Consider the following 18696-nt stretch of genomic DNA (forward strand, 5'->3'; position numbering starts at 1 on the left):
GACGCCATAAAAGCTGTCTGACATGCCGCCTTCGCGAGCAGGCTCGCTCCCACAGGGAATGGCGTTTACACCGGATTAGCGGTGATTACCCCGGCCGTCGTGATCGCCACGCCCATTGCGGCCGCCTCGACGATCGTGATTGTCGTTTCGTCCTCGACGATGATCATTGTCCCAGCCGCCACGGTTGCGACCGTCCCAACCCTGGTTCTGATGTGCCCTGTAGTCCGGCCGTGACTGATAGTGACGCGGCGAGTGCTGGTAGTAGCGCGGTGCCGGTTGATAGACCCGCGGCTGGTGATAATAGCGCGGCGTTGGCTGGTAATACCTGGCAGGCGGCGCGTAATACCGGCGCGGTGGTGTGTAATACCCACCGTTGTAATAGTAAGGCCCGCCGCTGGAGTAATAGGCCGGCGCCGGCGATGTATAGACTTCTGAACTGTAGTATCCGGCTCCTCCATCGGAATAAGGCACGCATCCACCCAAGGACAATCCCAACACAGCAATCAGTAGAAATCGTCGATACATAGCGGCCTCCTGGACCGCGAGTGAGCCACACCAGCGACGCGGGTGGGCGACAGCTGAATGTTCTGCAACTGTCGAAATATCTGACATCGATTTCGGAATCTGGTGCGACCCCGCAACAAGTTGAAACATGTCGCCGATGGAAGGTTTTTCATCTATTCACGCGCTGATTAGTGGCGTCCCCCGCGATATCCACCGCCGTAATAACGTGGCGCGTGGCCACCCCAGTAGTAATAGCGATAACCACCGTAAAAGCGTGGGCCATGGTAGTAACGCGGGCCGTAATAGTAGGAATAAGGCGAATAACCGGGATAGTAATAAGGGGCGGGATACACGACGTCGTAGCCACCGGCGTAGTAATAACAACCGGACAATCCAAGACCCAACGCAGCACCGAGCAACAGTCGTCGAAACATGGCGGCCTCCTGAAAGACCCGCAGCTGGAACAGGCCGACTGGCTTCTGTTTTGACTCACAATCCCCTATCAAGTGCGCCGCCTGGCCAACCTTCGGATCAGTGGCCGAGACGTCCCATTGCGGTGCACAGGCGCACCCGGTATCTGACAGAGCGGTGTTGAGCTCACGATTCACGGACGCTGAACCTGTAGGCGCGAGGCTTGCCCGCGAAGGCGTCAGTTAAGACAACGACGTCCCTGATCCTTGCCGATTCGCCCTGCAAATGCAGCAGTCTTTTCCCCGCCATTGCCACTAGAATGCTTGCCATCGGACAACTGTCAACGGAACTGCCATGCCGCTTCGATCGCCGCTGTACTCTCAACGCTCGTTGGTCCTCACGCTGGTCGCATTGTTGGGCGCAGGTTTCCTGGCCACCTCCTTCCTCAGTTACTACGCGTCGCGGGCATCGATCCGCGACAACATTGTCAACACCGAACTGCCACTGACCTCGGACACCGTCTACTCGGAAATCCAGAAAGACCTGGTCAGACCGATCCTGATTTCCTCGATGATGTCCCGCGATACCTTCATGCGTGACTGGGTGGTAAACGGCGAACGCGACACCGACCAAATGACCCGCTATCTCAATGAGGTCATGACCCACTACGGCGCCTACACCGCCTTTTTCGTCTCCAACACCAGCCTGACCTACTATCACGCCAAGGGCGTACTCAAGCAGGTCAAGGCCACTGAACCCCGCGATACCTGGTACTTCCGCGTGCGCGACATGAAAGATCCCTATGAGATCAACGTCGATCCGGATCTTGCCAACAGAGACAACCTGACCGTTTTCATCAACTACAAGGTCTATGACTACAACGACCGTTTCATCGGCGCGGCGGGTGTCGGGCTGACCGTCGATGCGGTGATCAAGCTGATCGACAAATACCAGCAGCGTTACCAGCGCAGCGTGTACTTCGTCGACACCTTCGGACGCCTGGTACTCACCGGCGCCGAGGGTGGTCCGGATGGCGCACGGGCCGGGCAGACCCTGGGTGAACTCGAGAGCATGAAAAATCTGATCACTCAGTTGCCCAAGCCCCACAGCGGCAGCTACGAGTATTCCGGCCAGGGCCAGGGACACTTCCTCAACGTGCGGTTCATTCCGGAACTGAACTGGTACTTGTTCGTCGACAAACGCGAAGACGGCGACCTCAGTGAGATCCGTCGCTCGCTGTACCTCAACCTGCTGATCTGCCTGATGGTCACCCTGACCGTCCTCGCTCTGCTCAACCGGGTGATCAAGCGTTATCAGAGCAGGATTCACGCCCAGGCGACCCTCGACAGCCTGACTGAACTACCCAACCGCCGCGGCTTCGACCTGCTCGCCGCGCAAGCCATGCACGAAGCCCAGCGCGAGCCCAAGCCGCTGACGGCATTGCTGCTGGACCTGGACCACTTCAAGGCCCTGAACGATACCTACGGCCACCTGGCCGGCGATCAGGTGCTGATCGGCTTTGCCAGGGATCTGGAGAGCTGTCTGCGCCACTCCGATATCGTCTGCCGCTGGGGCGGCGAAGAGTTCATCGTGCTGCTCAAGGACACCGACGGTGAGACCGGTCTGATGATTGCCGAGAAAATTCGTCAGCACGTGGCGCAGCAGCTGTATGCCTACAACGGCAGCCGCTTGCATCTGACGGTCAGCATCGGCCTGACCACCCTGCAACCCGATGACACCTTGCATACACTGCTGTCGCGGGCCGATCATGCGATGTACCGGGCCAAGCAAAGTGGCCGCAACCGTACCTGTGTGGAAAAGCCTCACTCCAGCTATGAACCAGCCTGACTTCTGCCCCGCCTGCGGCGCCCCCAACGACTGCGCCCTGGCCGACCCGCGCACCGCCGATCGGGCGTGCTGGTGCTACGGCGTCAGCATCGACCCGGGGGTACTTGAAGCGCTGCCGGCAGAACTGCGCAACGCCTCTTGCCTGTGTCCGCGCTGCGCCGAAGTCGAGGCGCAGTTGCAGGCAGCGCCCCAGCCGATCAAGTAAGATGCGCGGCCCTGTCCTCACCGATCCTTGAGCCATGCGCGTCGACCGCTTCCTCAGCAACCTGCCCCGCTTCAACCGTAAGCAGGTGCGCCTGTTGCTGGTGGAAAAGCGCGTCAGCATCGACGGAACAGTCGTCAGCGACCCCCACGCCGAAGTCCGCGAGTTCAGCCGCGTCGAAGTCGATGATGAGGTCCTGCAAGCCGGCAAGCCGCTGCGTCACTTCATGCTGCACAAACCGGCCGGTTGCGTCAGCGCCACCCGTGACCCGCAGCACCCGACCGTACTCGACCTGATCCATGAACCGGACAAGGACGAACTGCACATCGCCGGTCGCCTGGATTTCAACACCACCGGCCTGATGCTGATCACCAACGACGGCAGTTGGTCTCGCCGCCTGACCCAGCCGCAGACCAAACTGCCGAAGGTCTATTACGTCGAAACCGAGCGAGACATAGGCCCTGAATACGCCCTCAAATTCACTGAAGGCCTGTACTTCGCCTTCGAAGACCTCACCACCCAACCGGCCGGGCTAGAGCTGCTGGGGCCGAAATCGGCACGCCTGAGCATCGTCGAAGGTCGTTACCATCAGGTGAAGCGGATGTTCGGCCACTTCGACAACAAGGTGATGCGCCTGCACCGCGAGCGTATGGGGCCGCTGGTACTCGACAGCACGTTGAAACCGGGCGAATACCGCCCACTCAGCGATGAAGAGATCGAATCGATCTAAGCAGCCTACCGCTCAGCAGAAGTTGTCGAACAATTTATCAAATGCACTTGCGCAATGATGTGACCCCTGCTTGAATCAGGACGTCGGCCGAAATGTGACCGATGAGTCACAAGATACATCCAAGAAACTTTTTGCCGGTAGGAACCCATGGGTTCCGGCCTCATCCGGCAGACTGCCCGCCAATAACAATACCCGTCGACCGGACTGCATTGGATCGACATGGGCTAGCAAATTCCAAGGCATATGCCTACCTGTCACAAAGCTCGTGCAATCTCTTTTGCGCGCATACCCGCTTGCCAGGAGTCTTATGACATGAGGCCAGAAATCGCTGTGCTGGATATACAGGGTCAGTATCGGGTTTACACGGAGTTCTATCGCGCAGACGCCGCAGAGAAGACCATCATTTTGGTCAACGGCTCGATGGCCACGACTGCGTCGTTTGCACAAACCGTGAAAAACCTTTATCCGCATTTCAATGTGGTCTGCTACGACCAGCCCTACGCGGGCAAGTCAAAAGCCCACAACCTGCATGAGAAAATGCTGACCAAGGAAATCGAAGGGCAGATCCTCCTCGAACTGATCGACCACTTCGCCGCCGAACACGTGCTGTCGTTTTCCTTTGGTGGCGCCGCGACCATGGTCGCGCTGTCCCAACGGCCACGGCGCATCGAAAAAGCCGTGATCAGCTCGTTCTCCCCGGTGGTCAACGCCCACATGCTCGACTACCTCGAACGCGGCGTCGATTACCTCGGCAGCCGGGACGGCGACCGGGTCGGCAACCTGGTGAACAGCACCATCGGCAAACACTTGCCGTCGCTGTTCAAGCGTTTCAACTACAAGCATGTCAGCTCTTTGGCTGAGCATGAGTACGGGCAGATGCACTTTCACATCAGCGATGTGCTCAACAGCGATCGGCAGTGCTACCTGAACGCGGCGAAGAAAATCAACGTACCGGTGCTGTTCATGAACGGCGAATGGGATGAGTACACCGCCGCGGAAGACGCCCGCCTGTTCGCCGGCCACGTGCAACACAGCACGTTCAGCACCCTGCAGGCCACCGGCCACTTTCTCGACATGGAACACAAATCTGCTTGCCGAGACAGCCGCAACGCACTGATGGGTTTCCTGAAACCGGCGCAGCATGAAAGCCGACCGCGTTTCCACTACGTCCAGGACCACCATGCATTGGCCATCTGAAACAGCGTCATCGCGAGCAAGCCCCGCTCTGCAGCCTTAACGCACTCCAGTAGGAGCGAGGCTTGCCCGCGAACGACCGCCATGCAGTTTTCTGGCGTGTTTCACCTGTGCCAAAGCCATGCAGCGCAAAGAAAAACTTCATTTCCACGCGCACATCTGGTACAAAGTCAGCCGCTCCGAGCGGGTGTCGTATAATGGCATTACTCCAGCTTCCCAAGCTGATAACGAGGGTTCGATTCCCTTCACCCGCTCCAATCGAATTTCAGTCTCACGTTGGTTTTTGACGGGGGATGCAGGTAAAGAAAAAACCGGCCTTGATGGCCGGTTTTTTTGTGTCTGGGGTTTGATGGGGTTGGGCTTGTGAGTCTTTGGTCGCTTCCCTGATCGATCAGCAAGTGCCTATGGTCGATAACGACTATCCTGAAACCTGTTAGCGTTTTTTTTCGAAAAGTACGGATTTATTATCAAATTTAGTCTGATTTTAGTCTTTTCACTCTTTCGAAATTAACGTTTTCGCATAAGATCGACGATCTGTTAGCGTTTTTCTTGGCACAGTAAAGGATTTCGTCAATGCAAACCGGTTTCAAGACCCTCGCGACCCGTTTCGACATCGCATTGGTACAGCCCCTGCGTGTCGAATCCATGATCGGCACTGTACGAGTCCATCGCGAAACTGACGGGAATGTGGAGAACCGATATCCGCCAAGCTACCGACCTGCAGACGATTTCGCAGGACATTTCGAATTCGGCCTCAAGTACGAAGAAATCCACCTCGAGTTCTTCGCCCGTCTGTTTGCGGCCATAGGTCCGCAGCCTGTCGAGGACTGGTGTCGACGGGAGCCTTTCGGCCAGTACGCCCGTCGCACGGGTTTTCTCTACGAATGGCTGACAGGGGAACAACTGGATGTGCCAGACGTGACCAATGGCGGCTATGTCGACGTACTTGCGCCCCAAGATTATCTGACTCGCGGTGTTGCTCTGCGAACGCGGCGTTGGCGAGTCAATAACAACCTGCCGGGAACGGCTGAGTTCTGCCCCTTGGTTCGTCGTACAGCGCCAGTACAGGAAGCGCTGAAATTCAATCTGCGCCAAGCATTGGGTGAATTGGATCAGGCCTTTGGCGCCGACATCCTGATGCGTACGGCCAGCTGGATGACGTTCAAGGAATCGCGAGCGAGTTTTCTCATCGAAAAGGAAGCCGACCAGGCCGAACGCATCCAGCGGTTTGCCCATGTCATTGCCCAGTACTGCGGTCATATCAAAGACCCGTTGAGCAACGACAGTCTGCATTCTCTGCAAGCCGGTATTCTTGGGCATGATGCTATCGGACTGGGCTTGCGGCGCTCTCCCGTGTTTGTGGGGCAAGCCACGATGCGCGAGGACATCGTGCATTACATTGCCCCGCATTTCGCGGAACTCGCTCAGCTATTGGCAGGCCTCAACGAATTTGAGGTCGCAACCCGTGGTGCTGAGTCAGTGGCACGAGCCGCAGTGTTGGCATTTGGTTTCGTGTACATCCATCCCATGCGCGATGGCAACGGCCGGATTCACCGCTTCCTGATCAACGACACCCTGGTTCGGGACAAAGCAGTGCCAGACGGCGTGATACTGCCGGTGTCAGCCACCATCACAAGTTCGATCGACTTCAGGGCCGGCTACGACCGTACGCTCGAAGTGTTCTCGCGACCGTTCATGCGACGGTACGCGACGGCCTATCGGTTCGGAGAACTCGCAACCTACGAGGACGGTACACGCAGCAACTTCAACTTCGACGAATACGAGGACGCGCGTTTTGCGTGGCGCTATCCCGACCTGACCGAACACGTCCTGTACACCGCACGCGTCATCGAGCACACGATTAAAAAAGAAATGGCGGATGAAGCCAGAGTACTGGTGATCTTTCAGCGCGCTCAGGAACAGTTGAAAGAAGTATTGGAGATGCCGGATCAGGATGCGAACCGCATCATTCGCTCCATCAAGGAGAATGGTTGGGTGGTGTCGGGCAAGCTGAAGAAAGGGTATCCGCAGCTTGAAGATGAGCGTATGGCGGAACGGGTTGTGGGGGCTGTGCGGTCGGCGTTTGAGAATCGACAGTTTGGAACCGGCGAATAGTGATTTTCGGCCGAGCTGGATATGGCGCTGGGTGGATCAGAAAAAACGGCCGTGATGGCCGTTTTTGTACCAGGGATAGGGTCGATGATCGATCCAGCTATTCGCCAACAAATAAATCCGTCACTTTTTTCGCTTGTCCATGATGCTCTTCAGTCCAGCCAAATAAGTTCTAACCAGAAGGTCTTCCGAGAAGATGTCCGTCGCTTAGGTTTGAGTGAATTACTGAACCGAGTTGAAAGCTGCGTTGATCTGGTTCTGAAGCGAGGCCAGCACTGGAAGGATTTCTTCCATTGGCACAAACTCGCCATGGAGCATCCCTGACTCCTTCATCTGCCGATAGTCATCGTGCAATAACTCCAGATTCCGCCCCTCCGGCATAAGATTCAACTCGCCAGAAATGCACTTTTCGTACTTGGCATAGCCAGAATGGTAGAAAACCTGTTTCAACATTACCACGTCGCGCAGTAAGTCGAGGTCAGCAACAGCGTTCCGGCCGCAGGGGTGGAGCGCCAACTTTGCGAGATCGTACCAGTGCCGGGAGAGTCGATTCCTGTCCTTTGGAAAATCTCTGTTGCACTCTGCATGCACCAACGTCACCTTTTCCCAGAACGTCCTCTCACCTGCCAGCACGGTCACCTGAGCGGTTGGGAACAACACGTTAGGAAAGTCAGCCGCCAGGTCGGGAGTAACGGCATGAAGCTCATTGGGGTTAATAAGGTTCCGCCCCCCAAACTCAATGAGAACATCGCCACGCATGTAGTCGCTCTCAGCCGAGCCTGTCTTGACTCTGGATGGATACCGAAAGCGAATTTCCCCTTTCTCATATACATCGACCACGCAAGCTTCCTCACCACCTACATGCTCTGCGGCTTTCGCCTCAAGATGAGGCTTGACCACTTCAGTCATGTAAACCTGGACTGCCGCTTTCAGCGCCTCACTTTGTTCTTCGCGCTTCCGATTTGACAGGTTCTGAAGTGCTTCGAGGGTTAAATCAGGTTCGAATGCTCGGTAGTCGATGGTAACGTCAATGTCTTCTGAAAAGCGGGTGATGGCTTTGTAGACCTTGGATAGAGATGTCCCGCCTTTGAACGCCATCGGTTTCGCATTAGGCATGCTGAACAAATGCTCAAGCACGAAACAGACCCAAATGTCCTTTTCTACTACCTCTGCATTTTTCCCTGTGTTGGAAGCCGCCGTATTCAGAATTTCTTTTTGATCATTAGCTGGCAAACGGAAATACGACACTAACATTCAATTATCCTTAAACGGGCTGCCTCAACACTGCTTGCATCCAAGCGGGCATCTTGCATGCCAATAGTTTTTTTAGCTCTTGATCAGTGAGTTTGTGCTTAATGCGACTCACCACCTCTTTACTCAGCTCGTCCTTTCCCAAATAAAACATTGCGGAAAGCGCGAGTCCCACTTTGGTACCAGCGCCCTGCAATTTCTCTGGGGATACATGCTGCAATTGGATAATTGTTTTACCTACAGTGACCTCACGGCTAGCACCGCTTGTGTAAAAGACCGGACGCATCTGCATCTGAGTGCTCAGATTGAAAATTCGCGCTGCCTCAGCACCATGCACCTGGATCGTTTCGCGGTTATGCTTCGCGATGATATGTAATACGGAGGTCGGGTTAGGGCTGACACGACCAGCATATCGACTGATTTTCGGGCGCATATAGATGCCACGTGCAACCCTCTCGAGCACCCCTGCGGCGACTAGACGCGACATGGTTTTGTCCACGGCCGAACGCGAACCAGCCTCAGCAAAGCGTTCACTGCTGAAGGGGTGACCTTTCGCCATGTGCTTGATTCGATTCGAGATGGTAGCTGAGATAGACATAAAATCCTCCGTAACTGTCAGCAAATCTAGCAGAGTTTCTGACACTCATCAAATACCAAGACCCCGTATTTACTAGCGATTACAGGCATTTTCAAGGGTTAACCGCATAACTAACTTCAGGTGGGTTAACAGCGTCATGCCGGCTCTTGAATGCAAAGGCGTTGCCCCCAGAGGGTGAGCCTCCTACGCTTTTTTAGATTCATCACGGATGCCGGGAAAGACATCTTCATGAAAAAGAATTCGCTATCCCGGTAACTGTCCCGACATCGCGCGCCCGAACCTCTGGTGCCGTCTTGGTCTGGTACGAGGTTCGGGCCATCTTTTTCTCGGAGATGGACTTTCACATGACCCAAAACATCTACGACGACCCCAAGTTTTTCCAGGGCTACAGCCAAATGGCCCGCTCGATTGGCGGTCTCGATGCCGCACCGGAATGGCCTGCGCTGAAGGCGATGTTGCCGCCGATGCAAGGCCTGAATGTGGCGGATCTGGGCTGCGGCTACGGCTGGTTTTGCCGCTGGGCCAGTGAGCAAGGCGCTCATGGTGTTCTTGGCCTGGACGTATCGGAAAAAATGCTTGAACAGGCGTGCAACACCACTTCAGCCGCCAACATCCGCTACGAACGCGCTGACCTGGAAGAGCTCGATCTGCCGGTTGCCAGTTTCGATCTGGCCTATAGCTCTTTGGCACTGCACTACATCAAGGACTTGGCGGGACTCTTCGCCAACATCCATGCTGCCCTCAAACCTGGATCGCGTTTCGTCTTTTCCATCGAGCATCCAATTTTCATGGCCCCACGTAACCCCGGATGGATTACCGATGCCGAGGGGCGAAAAAGCTGGCCGGTGGATAGCTATCAACAGGAAGGCGAGCGCGTGACCAACTGGTTGGCAGACGGCGTGATCAAGCAGCACCGCACCATTGGTACCTTGCTCAACATGCTGATCGCGGCCGGTTTCAGCATCCAGCACGTCAACGAATGGGGCCCGAGCGATGCCGAGGTCGCGGCGCAACCGGCATGGGCCGAAGAGCGGGAGCGGCCGATGATGATGCTGCTCAGCGTTCAACGCTGAGTGTTTCTGGCAGACGTTCGTATCGTTTGCGTATAGATCCACGCGCACCCATAAAGAAGCCGTAGCGCTGCGCTCAGCCCTACGAAAGATCCCTTATGCTCCTCGCTCACCATCGCCAAGAGGTCAGCATGGACAGTTCAGAGTTGGGGATCATGATCATTTCAATGATCGGGTTGTTCGGCTTTGCTTCGTTTATTTTTGAATACTTGAGTGCCCGGCGCTCAAAGAAAAGGGGCGGATGACATGATCGTCATCCCCCCCTTTGCGCATCAGCGAGTCGCCACCAGAAACAACCGCGGAAACGGCAACAACACCGAACCATCGGCCAGCGCCGGATAGGCCTGCTCAATGGCGGCCAGATACTGCTTCAGGTACTGCGCCCGCTCCGTCTCATCCAGCGGATCGAGAAACGGCCGCAGACCGCTACCCTTGAACCACTCGACCACACCCGACGCACCGCCTGCGAGTGGATGATGGTAGGTGGTGCGCCACACATCGACGCGGGTGCAGCAGGCTTTGAGGATTGAGTAATAGCCACTGGCATCGGCCATTTCCGTGCGTTGCCCGGCGGCACCGGCAAGCTTGCTCGCCCAGGGACCGTCAGCCGCGACTTCGCGCATCAACCGATGCGAGGGCTCATTGAGGTTATCCGGCATCTGAATCGCCAGACTGCCACCGGGGGCGAGCCTGTTCACCAGCGAAGGCAGCAATGTGGCGTGATCGGGCACCCACTGCAACACCGCGTTGGCAAAAATCACGTCGAACGGACCGCTGTCGTTCCAGGTATCGATATCAGCAATGTCGAACTGCACCTGTGGCAAGCGCTTGCGCGCCGCTTCGATCATGTCGGTTGAACTGTCCAGCCCGCGCACTGAAGCACCGGGAAAGCGCTCCACCAGCAATTCGGTCGAGTTACCGGGACCGCAACCGATGTCGATGGCCGAGCGCACGTCTGCGGCGGGTATCGCCGCCAACAGGTCACGGGCGGGACGGGTGCGTTCATCTTCAAAAGCGACGTATTGCTTGGCGGACCAACTCATTGAGTTCTCCTGTCGTGAGTGCCGAAGCATCTTAACCCATGGCCGACCCGCGCCTTTCCCAGTGAGTGCGTAAATGTAAGTAGAATTTTCATCTCGCCCTCACTGTCAGAAAAAACAGGTGCATCCCCAAAAGGAAAACGGCCATGAAATTCGCAAAAATCGCACAGAAACTTTCCCTATGGGCCGGTAGCCCCAAGACGTTCCTGGGGGCGATCCTGTTGATTTTCCTGTGGGGGTTGAGCGGGCCGATTTTCAAGTTCAACGACACCTGGCAACTGATCATCAATACCTCGACCACCATCATCACCTTCCTGATGGTGTTCCTGATCCAGAACACGCAGAACCGCGACACGGACATTTTGCATTTGAAGGTCGATGAGTTGCTGCGGGTGACCAAGGACGCGCAGAACGCGATGCTCGGACTCGAGGCGTTGGACCTGAAAGAGCTGGAGGCGTTGAGAAAGCACTATCGCAGCCTGGGCGAGGGCCAGACCATTTCCATTGACGGCACGGTCGTTGAGGAGAAAGGCAAACAGGATCTGAATGAGTGTTGATCGACATTGCGCGGGTGGCCCGAGGTCACCCGCGCACGGGAATGACTAGAGACTGGCCTGTAGAGCCCGGGCCATTTGCAGGTGATTTTGCAGTTTGGGCAGGGTCTCCTCAGCGAATGCCTTGATCTGCGGCACGTCTGTGGTTTGCGCCGTTTGCTCAAGCTGCTCGATGGCTTCCTGAGTGGTTTTGACTTGGTTGGCGGCGTAGGCCTCATCAAAATTCGCGCCCTCCATGACTTCAGGCATCAAGGCCTTGGCCTTATCCACCACCTCTTCACGCGGGGCTACCGGCAGGTCCAGCTGCTTGGCGATTTTCGCCAGGTGCTGATTGGCGGTGGTGCGGTCGTTAATCACGACGATGGTGTAGTCCTTGACCTCTTTGGATTCGGATTTCTGGTGCGCCAGGCGACTGGCTTCGATGTCGGCCATGCCTTTGGCGGAGGCATCGTTGATGAATTCGGCAGGGGTCTGGGCGAAGGCACTGCTGGCGCACAGGCCCAGTAACGCGGCAAAACCGCAATTGCGTAATCGGGTGGCCATCCGGTTCATGGTCGCGCCCTCCTCTAAAAATTCAAACGGGAGCTTTCGCCCCCGCTTCTCAATCAAAACCACCTTATCCACTAGCGGGATTTTTGCCCGCCTTGTCCGCCTTTACGGCCCATGTCGGGTTTCGCAGGCTCTTTATCAACGGTCGTGGTAGTGGTTTTCCCACCTTTGCGACCGGCTTCAGACGCCTTGGTTCGATCGTTGGCGAAGTTTCCCGAGTTCGAGTTTCTTGAGTTAGGCATGATTCTCTACCTCTTGGTGATGTTCGCGGCGAGCTGTAGCCCGCATAGAATCTGAATTTATGCGGGCCAAAAGGTTTAGAAAAATCCGTTCATGCCGCGACGAACGGCGACCGATATTCAGACGAGCCGCAGGTGATGCTCCCGCTTGGCGCTGTACATCGCTTCATCGGCGTGCCGGAACAACTGCGCTTCTTCCGTGCCGTTTTCAGGGTATTGCGCCACGCCGATGCTCGGATGGATGTGCAAGCTGTGGCCATCCAGGCGCAGCGGCTGGTCCAGGACCTGACGGATTTTCCCGGCTACGCAGTCGGCATCGCCCGAAGCGTGGATGCTGTGCAACAACACAACGAATTCGTCACCGCCAATACGCGCCACGGTGTCGGTTTCGCGCACGCAGCCCTTGAGCCGATTGGCGACGGTCTGCAACAACATGTCACCCACCGCATGACCATGGGTGTCGTTGACTTGTTTGAAACGGTCGAGGTCGACATACAGCAGCGCCATGCGCCCACGGTCTTCACGCGCCGCTGCCAATGACGCCTTGAGCCGGTCACGCAACAGTTCGCGGTTGGGCAGTTGGGTCAACTGGTCGTACTGGGCCATGCGTTGCAATCGCGCGTGCAACTGCTTGCGCTCGATCGCTGTTGCGACCTGGGCACAGACATACTGCAACAGCTCTTTGTCCTGCTCGGTATAGCGCTCGCCGCCGGGGATGCTTTTGACGATCAGTGCGCCAATGGTGCCGTTCTGCGAGTTCAGCGGCACACCTAGCCAACAGGGTGAATGTTGCCCGGACACCAGCGCTTCGAAACCGACGTGTGGCGTCTCCTGATCCGGGGTCAGCAAAATCGGCAGGCCGGTGCGGATAACCTCGGCACACAGGCGCCCGGTGATCGTACCGGGCTGCTCGGGCTGCGGCTCGTGGTCGTCGACGTGGTAGGGAAAATTCAACTGCGCACAGTGTTCGTCATACAACGCCACGGAAAAATTCAGCGCCGGCAGCCATTCACCGATGATCAGATGGATGCGTTTGAACAGCGCCAACAGGTCTTCTGCCGCATGCGCCGCTTCGGAAATCGCGTATAGCGCCGCCTGTCGGGACTCGGCCTGCTTGCGTTCAGTGATGTCACGGGCCACGGCGATGCGCAGTTGATCCACCTCCGACCAGCGCGCCGACCACAGGATGTTCACCACCCGGCCATCCTTGCGCAGGTAACGGTTCTCGAAGTTCAGTTTGGGATCTCCGCCCATGATTTCTCGTGCGGCATCAAGGGTGCGCTGGCGGTCGGCCGGGTGCACCAGATCAATCATCTGCCGCCCGATCAACTCCTCCGGGGTGTAGCCAAAAATGCGCTCGCAGGCCGCACTGACAAATACGAAGCGACCTTGTTTGTCGACCGCGCATACGGCGTCCAGCAAGAGGTCGATGTAGCTCGCCAACGGAGCGGAATTTCTGGTGGTCATGGTGCCGAGAGCGTGTCCGAACGATGCAGCAAGAAGAAACCATCCCTGACCAGTACATGTGCCACTGATGCAACCCTGCAATCAGCGTCAAGCCTTGTTCGTCACCAGCCCCGGCAATGCATGCGCCAGGGCGTTGATGGCGAAACCGATGAACATCACCCCGCACAGGCGGGTAATCGCCAGCTCATGGCGTTGATACAAGGTGCGTACCCGGCGCGCCCCGACAATGCCGATGAGGATAGCGTAGGCGAAAAGGCCACCGACGAAGCTGAGGAAGATCAGCCACGGCAACATCGACCAGGTCAGCAACTCGGCGCGGCTTGAAAGCAAGGCAGTGAATGTCGCCACCGCCACCGGGTAAGCCTTCGGATTGGTCAGGCCAAACAGGATGCCATGCCAGAACGGTTGCCGCGCCGGCCCCTGGGGCGCTTCGCCAGCGCTGCGACGTGCCCGCACCGCGCGCCAGCCGAGCCAGAACAGATAGAGGCCGCTGAGTACGCCCAGCACATCAAACGCGGTGCTGCCGATTTCCCGCGCACCGACAATCGCCACCAGCGCGGTGCTGCACCAGATCACATCGCCCAGCAAATGCCCGCAGAGAAACCCCGCCCCCGCCCGCCGGCCATGCGCTGCACCAATCCCGAACACTGCCAGCACACCCGGCCCCGGGGTAATGCCATAAATGAAGCCCGAGGCAAGAACGGCCATTAGCAGCGATGGGGTCATGGGAAGTCCTTTTGAACTGTTTGGTGAATGGTCGCCAGTCTATATCAGGTCATTGCAGGCCGAATGACTGATCGTCGAAGAACTTCATCACCGACTTGGGCTTAGAACATCGAGGATTCAGGGAAAGACACTGCCGGAGGCCCGGGAGTGAGAGGAAGGCGCCCGCTTGCAGTGGCGGCGGGTCAAGGGAATGGTCGATAGTACGATGGCGACTGTCCGTCAGTCTTCGCGAGCAGGCTCGCTCTCACAGGGGTAATGCAATCCACTGTGGGAACGAGCCTGCTCGCGAAAGCGATCTGTCGGCACCGTAATGGATCGCAGGCTGCGCCAGCTCCTGCAGGAATGCGTGGTCCCCGCACGAGCCGGCGCGACTTGCGAACTCTTAAAACTTGTCCAGCGTACGCAGCTTCTGCGGCAGCCCCCACAGCAACAACGCCACCGCAATCAGCGCGCAGACGCCAATGACATACAACGCCGGTGTGGTGCTGCCGGTCAGGTCCTTGATCCGCCCGACCATGACCGGGCTGACGATGCCGCCGAACTGGCCCAGGGTGTTGATCACCGCGATCCCGCCCGCAGCCCCTGCGCCGGCGCCGGCCAGCAGTTTTGGCGGCAGAGTCCAGAAGCTCGGGATCGAGGCGATGATGCCGGCACCGAGCAAGCCCAGGGCGACGATCAGGAACGTCGTGTGATGGGCGAAGATCCCCGCACTGAAGAAGCCGATCGCACCGACCGCGACCAGTCCTGCGACAAACTTGCGTCGCTCGCCGGAGGCATCCGACAGGCGTCCGATCACCACCATGCTGATGGCGCCACAGATGTACGGGATCGCCGTCAGCAGACCGATCATCACCGGGCTCTCGGTACCGGCGCTGCGGATCAGTTGCGGTGCCCAGAAATTCAAGCCGTAGGATGCCACCTGAATCAGGAAGTAGATCAGGCCGAGGGTCAGGAAGCCCGGAATCCGCAGCGCCGCGAGCAGCGACCCGCCACTTTTGTGCGGTTCATGGTGAGCGATGCGACTGGCCAGCAACGTCTTCTCCGAGGGCGTCAGCCAGTGGGCGTCTTCGATGCGGTCCTTGAGCAGGGTCAGCACCAGCAAACCGAGGCCGATGCATGGCACACCGCCGAGCAGGAACAACCAGTGCCAGCCACGCATGTCCATGAAGCCGTCGAGGTGTTGCAACACCAGCCCGGAGAACGGCGCGCCCACCAACCCGGCGAAGGCCGATGACAGAAACAGCATCGAGGTGATGCGCCCGCGATAGTGCTGCGGGAACCACAGCGTCAGGTAATACAGCACGCCCGGCGCAAAACCCGCCTCCATGGCACCGATCAAGAATCGCAGTACATAGAACTGCCATTCGCTGTTGACGAAGACCATCAGCGCGGTGGCCAGCCCCCAGGACATCATGATCCGGGCAATCCAGCGACGGGCGCCGACCTTGTACAGCATCATGTTGCTGGGCACTTCGAAAATCACGTAACCGACCACAAACAACCCGGCGCCGAGACCGTAAGCGGTGTCGCTCAGGCTCAGATCGGCCTGCAACTGGAACTTGGCGAAGCTGATGTTGATGCGGTCGAAGAACGCGAACAGGTAGCAGACCATGATCAGCGGCATCAATCGCCAGGCGACCTTGCTGACCAGGGCTTTTTCTTCGTCGTGGCTAACGGCCGGGCTCGCGCCGGCCTCCAATGCATTAAGGCTCATTGCGTTTCTCCAGGCGGACTTCCCGAAGGTGTCCGATTGTTTTTGTTGTCTGGTGTGCTCTGTGTGGGAGCTTTTACTGTGGGAGCGAGCCTGCTCGCGAATACGGTCTGACATTCAACGATGATGTCGACTGATACTCCGCTTTCGCGAGCAGGCTCGCTCCCACAGGGGGTATCGGGTGGGTCAGGAGGGCACGGGGTGCAGGTCGCAGTTGCGGCCGGCCTTGGCCAGTTGACCGGGCACTTCGTGGCCGAGCAGCGTCGGCAATCCACGCGACAATGTCAGCAACAGCGGCAGATTGATGCCGGTGTGAATGCCGACTTCATCGCACAGGTTCACCAGGTCTTCCGTGCAGATGTTGCCCGAGGCGCCCGGTGCAAACGGACAACCGCCGAGGCCGCCGAGGGCCGCGTCGAAACGCCGGGCACCGGCCTCGTAGGCGGCCAGCACATTGCACAAACCAAGGCCACGGGTGTTGTGGAAATGCAGGGTCAGGTCCGCTGGCGATACCCGTTGCAACACGCGCCGCACCAGGCGGTCGACCTGACGCGGGTTGGCCATGCCGGTGGTGTCGGCCAGGGTGATGCCCTGAATGCCGAGTTCCTGATAGGCCTCGACAATCTGCAGCACCCGGTCTTCATCGATCTTGCCCTCGAACGGGCAACCGAAGGTGGTGGCGATGCTGGCGTTGAGTCGCACCGGCGAGCCGCCCACAAACTGGACGATCTCGCCAAACGCGGCCAATGAGTCTTCACGACGCATGCGCATGTTCGCCAGGTTATGGGTCTGACTGGCAGACATCACCAGGTTCAGCTCATCGGCGCTGCAGGCCAGCGCCCGTTGCGCGCCTTTGAGGTTGGGGATCAACGCGACGTAGATCACCCCCGGCTGGCGGGTAATGCCCTTGAACACCAACTCGCCGTCACGCAAAGCGGGAATGGCCTTGGGCGACACGAATGAACCGCCTTCGATACGGCTGAATCCGGCCAGGGACAACTGATCGATCAGGGCGATCTTGTCGACGGTTTCGACCCAGGTCGGCTCGATCTGCAGGCCGTCACGCGGAGAGACTTCCTGCACGATGAGGCTATCGGAACAGTCAGTGATCATTGCACCACTCCTTCGACTTTCAGGCGTTCGATGTCCGCCGGCGTCAGACCAAGCTGCGCGAGGATGCCATCGGTGTGCTGGCCCAATCCGGGACCCGACCAGTTCACGCCACCGGGTGTGTCCGAGAGTTTCGGCACGATGCCGGGCATTTTCACCGTGGCGCCGCCGGGCAGCTCGGCATTGAGCAGCATGTCCCGCGCCTGGTAGTGCGGATCGGCAACAATGTCGGCCACCGAATAGATGCGCCCGGCCGGAACTTCGGCGGCTTCCAGCGCCGCCAGCACGTCGTCGATCGGCAGGCTGCTGGTCCAGTGGGTGATGGCGGCATCGAGCAGATTGCTTTTTGCTGCGCGCCCATCGTTATGGGCGAATTCGGGTGCTTCGGCCAGATCCGCACGGCCGATGGTGTGCATCAGGCGACGGTAGATCGGGTCGCTGTTGCCGGCGATGACCACGTAAGCGCCATCGCCCGTCAGGTAAGTGTTGGAAGGCGCGATGCCCGGCAAGGCACCGCCGCTGCGCTCACGTACATGGCCGAGCATGTCGTATTCCGGCACCAGGCTTTCCATGACGTTGAACACGCTTTCGGCCAGGGACACATCGACGATTTGCCCGCCGCCCTGCCCGGTCTTGACCCGCAGCAACGACATCAATGCGCCGATCACTGCGTGCAGCGAAGCCAGCGAGTCGCCGAGGCTGACCCCAACCCGCGCCGGCGGCGAACCCGGTGTGCCGGTGGTGTAGCGGATGCCGCCCATGGCTTCGCCGATGGCACCGAACCCCGGACGATCACGGTACGGACCGGTCTGGCCATAACCGGAAATCCGCACCAGGGTCAGGTTGGGGTTAAGGGCATGCAGCACGTCCCAGCCCAGGCCAAGTTTTTCCAGGGCGCCGGGGCGCAGGTTTTCGATCAACACGTCGGCGCTGGTCGCCAGTTGCTTGACCAGTTCAACGCCTTCGGCGGATTTCAGATTCAGCGCCAGGGATTTCTTGTTGCGCGATTGCAGGTACCACCACAGCGAGGTGCCTTCGTGCAGCTTGCGCCATTTGCGCAGGGGATCGCCCTGCCCCATGGCTTCGATCTTGATCACTTCGGCGCCGAACTCGGCCAGCATGCGCGCGGCAAACGGCGCGGCGATCAGCGTGCCGATCTCGATCACTTTGATTGCACTCAGGGGGGCAGTCATCGCGGGGTACCTCTTGTTCTTGGAATATGTGCCAAGGCTAGAGGACCGATGCCCAAGGAATCCAACCTTCAGTTGGCAAGGGGCGTTCGCGAAACGCGAACGCCCTGCCGGGAAATCGCAGCAGCCTCAGGTATGCCTTCGCGAGCAGGCTCGCTCCCACAGGGGATTGGTGAACGCCACAGATCAA

At 58.2% G+C, this 18696-nt stretch carries 19 protein-coding genes and 1 tRNA gene; 8 read left to right on the top strand and 12 right to left on the bottom strand.

From position 1 onward, the window contains the following. Positions 1-75: 75 nt before the first annotated feature. Together ACW9HW_RS21840 and ACW9HW_RS21845 are read right to left on the bottom strand one after the other, a co-directional pair. Complete coding sequence (locus tag ACW9HW_RS21840) at positions 76-525, bottom strand: hypothetical protein (protein WP_457401724.1); 450 nt, start codon at positions 523-525, stop codon at positions 76-78. 167 nt (positions 526-692) lie between these two features. After that, entirely contained in the window at positions 693-938 is a 246-nt protein-coding gene (locus ACW9HW_RS21845) for a hypothetical protein (RefSeq protein WP_095195463.1), read from the bottom strand. A 331-nt stretch (positions 939-1269) separates the two neighbouring features. Here ACW9HW_RS21845 and ACW9HW_RS21850 point away from each other — a divergent pair, with 331 nt between their 5' ends. The 6 genes from ACW9HW_RS21850 to ACW9HW_RS21875 all read left to right on the top strand — a co-directional run bounded on the left by ACW9HW_RS21850 (position 1270) and on the right by ACW9HW_RS21875 (position 7004). Next, the gene (locus ACW9HW_RS21850; protein ID WP_457401725.1) at positions 1270-2763 is read left to right on the top strand and encodes a sensor domain-containing diguanylate cyclase; all 1494 of its coding nucleotides are present in this window, start codon (positions 1270-1272) and stop codon (positions 2761-2763) included. Next, entirely contained in the window at positions 2750-2968 is a 219-nt protein-coding gene (locus ACW9HW_RS21855) for a cysteine-rich CWC family protein (protein ID WP_457401726.1), read from the top strand. The genes ACW9HW_RS21850 and ACW9HW_RS21855 overlap by 14 nt, the downstream gene beginning before the upstream one ends. A gap of 34 nt (positions 2969-3002) precedes the next feature. After that, positions 3003-3695, top strand: coding sequence for a pseudouridine synthase (locus ACW9HW_RS21860; RefSeq protein WP_095195460.1), 693 nt, complete (start codon positions 3003-3005; stop codon positions 3693-3695). Positions 3696-4007: 312 nt separating this feature from the next. Next, entirely contained in the window at positions 4008-4892 is an 885-nt protein-coding gene (locus tag ACW9HW_RS21865; protein ID WP_095195459.1) for an alpha/beta fold hydrolase, read from the top strand. A 180-nt stretch (positions 4893-5072) separates the two neighbouring features. Continuing rightward, positions 5073-5146, top strand: a tRNA-Gly gene (locus tag ACW9HW_RS21870). 316 nt (positions 5147-5462) lie between these two features. Further along, positions 5463-7004: a Fic family protein gene (locus ACW9HW_RS21875; protein ID WP_457401727.1), complete on the top strand. Its 1542-nt coding sequence runs from the start codon at positions 5463-5465 to the stop codon at positions 7002-7004. Positions 7005-7223: 219 nt separating this feature from the next. On the opposite strand, the gene ACW9HW_RS21880 is transcribed toward ACW9HW_RS21875, so the two are convergent. Together ACW9HW_RS21880 and ACW9HW_RS21885 are read right to left on the bottom strand one after the other, a co-directional pair. Beyond that, the gene (locus ACW9HW_RS21880; RefSeq protein ID WP_457401728.1) at positions 7224-8255 is read right to left on the bottom strand and encodes a nucleotidyl transferase AbiEii/AbiGii toxin family protein; all 1032 of its coding nucleotides are present in this window, start codon (positions 8253-8255) and stop codon (positions 7224-7226) included. Between the two features lie 10 nt (positions 8256-8265). Next, positions 8266-8850 carry a DUF6088 family protein gene (locus ACW9HW_RS21885; RefSeq protein ID WP_457401729.1) on the bottom strand — a complete coding sequence of 195 codons (585 nt, stop codon included), beginning with the start codon at positions 8848-8850 and terminating at the stop codon, positions 8266-8268. A gap of 344 nt (positions 8851-9194) precedes the next feature. On the opposite strand from ACW9HW_RS21885, the gene ACW9HW_RS21890 reads away from it, so the two are divergent. Beyond that, positions 9195-9923, top strand: a complete 729-nt coding sequence (locus ACW9HW_RS21890; RefSeq protein WP_457401730.1) for a class I SAM-dependent methyltransferase — start codon at positions 9195-9197, stop codon at positions 9921-9923. A 269-nt stretch (positions 9924-10192) separates the two neighbouring features. On the opposite strand, the gene tam is transcribed toward ACW9HW_RS21890, so the two are convergent. Beyond that, positions 10193-10963, bottom strand: coding sequence for a trans-aconitate 2-methyltransferase (gene tam / locus ACW9HW_RS21895; RefSeq protein WP_457401731.1), 771 nt, complete (start codon positions 10961-10963; stop codon positions 10193-10195). 143 nt (positions 10964-11106) lie between these two features. Here tam and ACW9HW_RS21900 point away from each other — a divergent pair, with 143 nt between their 5' ends. Then, positions 11107-11517, top strand: a complete 411-nt coding sequence (locus ACW9HW_RS21900) for a low affinity iron permease family protein (protein ID WP_457401732.1) — start codon at positions 11107-11109, stop codon at positions 11515-11517. 45 nt (positions 11518-11562) lie between these two features. Here the strand turns inward: ACW9HW_RS21900 and ACW9HW_RS21905 are convergent, their stop codons facing one another. From ACW9HW_RS21905 to ACW9HW_RS21935, 7 genes are all read right to left on the bottom strand, one after another. Next, positions 11563-12066, bottom strand: coding sequence for a DUF4142 domain-containing protein (locus ACW9HW_RS21905; RefSeq protein WP_095195454.1), 504 nt, complete (start codon positions 12064-12066; stop codon positions 11563-11565). A 71-nt stretch (positions 12067-12137) separates the two neighbouring features. Next, the gene (locus ACW9HW_RS21910; protein ID WP_095195453.1) at positions 12138-12305 is read right to left on the bottom strand and encodes a KGG domain-containing protein; all 168 of its coding nucleotides are present in this window, start codon (positions 12303-12305) and stop codon (positions 12138-12140) included. Between the two features lie 117 nt (positions 12306-12422). Further along, on the bottom strand, positions 12423-13769 hold the full coding sequence (locus tag ACW9HW_RS21915) for a diguanylate cyclase domain-containing protein (protein WP_457401733.1): 1347 nt from the start codon (positions 13767-13769) through the stop codon (positions 12423-12425). An 87-nt stretch (positions 13770-13856) separates the two neighbouring features. Then, positions 13857-14495 carry a LysE family translocator gene (locus ACW9HW_RS21920; protein ID WP_095195451.1) on the bottom strand — a complete coding sequence of 213 codons (639 nt, stop codon included), beginning with the start codon at positions 14493-14495 and terminating at the stop codon, positions 13857-13859. A 382-nt stretch (positions 14496-14877) separates the two neighbouring features. Next, a complete protein-coding gene (locus tag ACW9HW_RS21925; RefSeq protein WP_095195450.1) occupies positions 14878-16209 on the bottom strand; it encodes an MFS transporter in 1332 nt (443 codons plus the stop codon). A gap of 183 nt (positions 16210-16392) precedes the next feature. Continuing rightward, complete coding sequence (locus tag ACW9HW_RS21930) at positions 16393-17319, bottom strand: hydroxymethylglutaryl-CoA lyase (RefSeq protein WP_457401734.1); 927 nt, start codon at positions 17317-17319, stop codon at positions 16393-16395. Beyond that, positions 17316-18509, bottom strand: a complete 1194-nt coding sequence (locus tag ACW9HW_RS21935; RefSeq protein ID WP_457401735.1) for a CaiB/BaiF CoA transferase family protein — start codon at positions 18507-18509, stop codon at positions 17316-17318. Before ACW9HW_RS21935 ends, ACW9HW_RS21930 begins: the two co-directional genes overlap by 4 nt. Between the last annotated feature and the right edge of the window lie 187 nt (positions 18510-18696).

This window comes from Pseudomonas sp. SDO5532_S415 (assembly GCF_054071155.1).

Excerpts from the sequence above, each read along its gene's own strand:
- ACW9HW_RS21900 (WP_457401732.1), top strand. The coding sequence starts at position 11,107 with ATGAAATTCGCAAAAATCGCACAGAAACTTTCCCTATGGGCCGGTAGC.
- ACW9HW_RS21935 (WP_457401735.1), bottom strand. The coding sequence starts at position 18,509 with ATGACTGCCCCCCTGAGTGCAATCAAAGTGATCGAGATCGGCACGCTG.
- ACW9HW_RS21885 (WP_457401729.1), bottom strand. The coding sequence starts at position 8,850 with ATGTCTATCTCAGCTACCATCTCGAATCGAATCAAGCACATGGCGAAA.
- ACW9HW_RS21930 (WP_457401734.1), bottom strand. The coding sequence starts at position 17,319 with ATGATCACTGACTGTTCCGATAGCCTCATCGTGCAGGAAGTCTCTCCG.
- ACW9HW_RS21920 (WP_095195451.1), bottom strand. The coding sequence starts at position 14,495 with ATGACCCCATCGCTGCTAATGGCCGTTCTTGCCTCGGGCTTCATTTAT.
- ACW9HW_RS21860 (WP_095195460.1), top strand. The coding sequence starts at position 3,003 with ATGCGCGTCGACCGCTTCCTCAGCAACCTGCCCCGCTTCAACCGTAAG.
- ACW9HW_RS21910 (WP_095195453.1), bottom strand. The coding sequence starts at position 12,305 with ATGCCTAACTCAAGAAACTCGAACTCGGGAAACTTCGCCAACGATCGA.
- ACW9HW_RS21880 (WP_457401728.1), bottom strand. The coding sequence starts at position 8,255 with ATGTTAGTGTCGTATTTCCGTTTGCCAGCTAATGATCAAAAAGAAATT.
- ACW9HW_RS21865 (WP_095195459.1), top strand. The coding sequence starts at position 4,008 with ATGAGGCCAGAAATCGCTGTGCTGGATATACAGGGTCAGTATCGGGTT.
- ACW9HW_RS21925 (WP_095195450.1), bottom strand. The coding sequence starts at position 16,209 with ATGAGCCTTAATGCATTGGAGGCCGGCGCGAGCCCGGCCGTTAGCCAC.
- ACW9HW_RS21890 (WP_457401730.1), top strand. The coding sequence starts at position 9,195 with ATGACCCAAAACATCTACGACGACCCCAAGTTTTTCCAGGGCTACAGC.
- ACW9HW_RS21850 (WP_457401725.1), top strand. The coding sequence starts at position 1,270 with ATGCCGCTTCGATCGCCGCTGTACTCTCAACGCTCGTTGGTCCTCACG.
- ACW9HW_RS21845 (WP_095195463.1), bottom strand. The coding sequence starts at position 938 with ATGTTTCGACGACTGTTGCTCGGTGCTGCGTTGGGTCTTGGATTGTCC.
- ACW9HW_RS21855 (WP_457401726.1), top strand. The coding sequence starts at position 2,750 with ATGAACCAGCCTGACTTCTGCCCCGCCTGCGGCGCCCCCAACGACTGC.
- ACW9HW_RS21915 (WP_457401733.1), bottom strand. The coding sequence starts at position 13,769 with ATGACCACCAGAAATTCCGCTCCGTTGGCGAGCTACATCGACCTCTTG.
- ACW9HW_RS21875 (WP_457401727.1), top strand. The coding sequence starts at position 5,463 with ATGCAAACCGGTTTCAAGACCCTCGCGACCCGTTTCGACATCGCATTG.
- ACW9HW_RS21905 (WP_095195454.1), bottom strand. The coding sequence starts at position 12,066 with ATGAACCGGATGGCCACCCGATTACGCAATTGCGGTTTTGCCGCGTTA.
- tam (WP_457401731.1), bottom strand. The coding sequence starts at position 10,963 with ATGAGTTGGTCCGCCAAGCAATACGTCGCTTTTGAAGATGAACGCACC.
- ACW9HW_RS21840 (WP_457401724.1), bottom strand. The coding sequence starts at position 525 with ATGTATCGACGATTTCTACTGATTGCTGTGTTGGGATTGTCCTTGGGT.